At 39.5% G+C, this 2,683-nt stretch carries 4 protein-coding genes; all 4 read right to left on the bottom strand.

Going from position 1 to position 2,683, the window contains the following annotated elements; all coding sequences use genetic code 11:
• The coding region (locus PACILC2_RS25910; RefSeq protein ID WP_213531891.1) for a hypothetical protein at positions 1-957 on the bottom strand (957 nt) is incomplete at its 3' end.
• 4 nt (positions 958-961) lie between these two features.
• Positions 962-1,150 (bottom strand): helix-turn-helix domain-containing protein, encoded by a 189-nt coding sequence (locus PACILC2_RS25905; RefSeq protein ID WP_213531889.1) that lies wholly within the window; start codon positions 1,148-1,150, stop codon positions 962-964.
• Positions 1,151-1,230: 80 nt separating this feature from the next.
• On the bottom strand, positions 1,231-2,019 hold the full coding sequence (locus PACILC2_RS25900) for an SU10 major capsid protein (protein ID WP_244863878.1): 789 nt from the start codon (positions 2,017-2,019) through the stop codon (positions 1,231-1,233).
• Between the two features lie 104 nt (positions 2,020-2,123).
• Entirely contained in the window at positions 2,124-2,549 is a 426-nt protein-coding gene (locus PACILC2_RS25895; RefSeq protein ID WP_213531887.1) for a hypothetical protein, read from the bottom strand.
• Positions 2,550-2,683: the final 134 nt, after the last annotated feature.

Below are 2,683 nucleotides of genomic sequence, written 5' to 3'. Positions count from 1 at the left end.
ACACAAAAATGGACTTGATCTCATTTTAATCGAGTTTCCATTTCTTGTGATCTCAAAAAATGTGCCTGTCACATGTTCAAATTTAATCGATCCATCTTCTGCTAGAAAGAATATGCCGTAGTTGTCCAGTCTGATAGTACGCTCAGATCCATAATTGGACGAATAGTAAAATATGTTAAAACTGTCATCAGGCTTTGTGATAAAACCTCTGCCACTCATTGATTCACCGACCATGTCAGGGTGGAAGGCGTTATTATTATCAAAACTTTTAGCGCCATCCCCTTCCCCATAAATAGCTACGGGCCACGAATCACTTCCTTTGCCAACAAAAGTATAGTGTTGTTTTAATCTGCCTAGGTCAACTTTAAGAAAGTTGTCTGGCTCGTTTAAGGGAATCTTTTTCGTTCTTCCCCATTTATCTGGTGTAAGATGAAACACAATTAATTCTTTACCGACACCAGCATCTGCAACAGCTTCGTAAATGGGAATAAAAAATTTCGGTTTGATGTCTGTGATATGCAAATACTTTCGAAGTTCTTCCCCTGCTTCTTTCATTTTGGAACCGTAAGTCATAAACAAAATCTTTCTGTTTCCGTATTCTTTGAATGCTTTGAACTTTAGCCAATTGTTTGTAAACTCGATGGTTGCTTTTCCGTCATTGTCAAATCCATATTTAGCAAATGCCAGTTCGTCTCCTTCATCTGCATGTTGTTCGAATACTGTTCTTGCAATGTCAATGAGTGTTTTAAAACTTCTATCACTTTGAGTTTTAAACTGTTTTTTGACGTTGTTAATCAACATCATGTCACCACTAAAAAAATAGGCTTCCCCGTCAATTATCTCTATTTTATTGTCTTCTCCAATGTCTGCCCTCCGGTAAAGTTTTCCGTTTTTCGGAAAGATACAGCCGTATCTACCGCTAGGTAATGGTAGTTCTCGCCGCTTGCTGATACACATAAACTCATTTGTCTGCCCCCTTATAGTTAACAATAAATTGCCGGTACCGCCTAACTAATTCCTGATCCCATGGTACTTTCCCATCTTCATACAAGCTGACGTAGCTTGCGCTTATGCCAAGATGATCCGCAACATCTTTTTGGCGAATTTTATTTTCAATCCTTTTTAGTTTCCATATTGTAACCTCATTCATGATCAACTTCCCTTTCGTTAAAATTGTTTAATGATAATTAAAAAGAAGCCGCCGAAGCGACTTCTTTGGAATATGTATTGTTATACAGTTAGTTGAGCAACCGCTTTTTTGCTGCCGACTCTTAGCGTTGCTTCAGCAACTACTTCACCGCTTATAGCATCTCCTGTTTTAGCCAATGTCTCAAACGTTGGTTGACGTAAATAGTCGAGAGAGATAAAATCAGGCGCAAATGCGGTAATTTTGTTAGGAGAAGCATAACGCGACAAGAGGAAATATACAGTACCGTAATTCGTTCGAACACCGTCTACAAGAAGACCAAACACATTGTTTTGATGAATGTAACTGTAACTGTCCTTGTAAATCGCGTCGATTTGTTCCTTCAGATCAGCGTTAACGAGTGCAAAATATTGGCCTGTAGGAAGCCCCTGTATCCAGAAGCATTTAACAAGCCGTTTAATGTCATCTTCGCTAATCTGTGTAGGTGTAGCTGCTTCAATCTTGTTGTTGTCGTCCGCCCATTGCTCTATACCGTCAAGTTGTCTAATATAGGGACTAGACGATCCATCATTACGAACTCCTGAAGTAATCGATTTTTCAATGCCCTGTTTAATTTCCACCAAACGATCTGCGATTTCTTGACCGAAAGTTGTGGATTGCATTGCTAACGCAGTTCCGCTGATTTCGGCTGCACGTTGCCAAATCTGGCACACGTTATTGAGTTCTGCTCTTCCTGATTGATAAACCGTTGGATTTTTATTTCCCTCAATTACGCCTTGTCCAATGTCATCAGTATTAAATGATCGTTCACGCCAACAATGGATCGTCGCACTAGCCTTACCTGTCAATCCTTTGCCGAGAAGTAATGACAAAACGGCGTATCGTTAGCGTCACCGACTTTGTAAATCTCTTTTGCTAAACTAATCGTTTCGTGTTGCGTAAAATCAGTTGATTTAAACAATTGTATCTACTCCTTTTATTTGTATAGTTTTTGTAGTTTTGATTCGATCATTCCAATTACGTCACCCTTAGACTCGGCTTGCGAGTAAGCGTCAGTCTGTCGGTGATTGTCTGGCTTAAATGATGAATCAATAGACCGCTTTTTAAGCGCTTCTTGAAGTTTTGCAACTTTGGCTTGAAGTTCGCTTTCATCCGAAACGGAAATAAAATCAGCGAAATCCTCCGCGCCCATTTGTCGCAAACTGGAAACTAACTTTTGCTGAAGAAGCTCGGCTTTCAGTCGCTCGATTTCTTTTTCCGCTTCAGTTTTCTCTTTGGGTCTGAGTTTAAGCAACTCATCCCTTTCGGTAACAATTGGATTTAGTTCTTGCTCAATCCATTGTTGCTTTGCTTCGGCAAGCATCTGATTAATTTGCTCTTGCGTATAAGTTTGTTGTGACATTTTTAGCACCTCTCTCTTGGATTTTTTGTTGCCCTCTCTTGGGATTAAATTTCTTTAATAATCAAGAAAAAAACTCCTTCGAAGTTCGAAGGAGTCACCCAAGAGAGGGAAAACCTATCCCGAAAATTAAAGTA

Source organism: Paenibacillus cisolokensis, from assembly GCF_018403665.1.
Lineage (GTDB): Bacteria > Bacillota > Bacilli > Paenibacillales > Paenibacillaceae > Paenibacillus_AH > Paenibacillus_AH cisolokensis.
Note: the sequence above shows the minus strand (reverse complement) of the source record. Positions and strands in the feature narration are given on the sequence as shown.

Bases quoted from the DNA above. Each gene is read 5' to 3' on its own strand.
- PACILC2_RS25905 (WP_213531889.1), bottom strand. From the start codon at position 1,150: ATGAATGAGGTTACAATATGGAAACTAAAAAGGATTGAAAATAAAATT.
- PACILC2_RS25895 (WP_213531887.1), bottom strand. From the start codon at position 2,549: ATGTCACAACAAACTTATACGCAAGAGCAAATTAATCAGATGCTTGCC.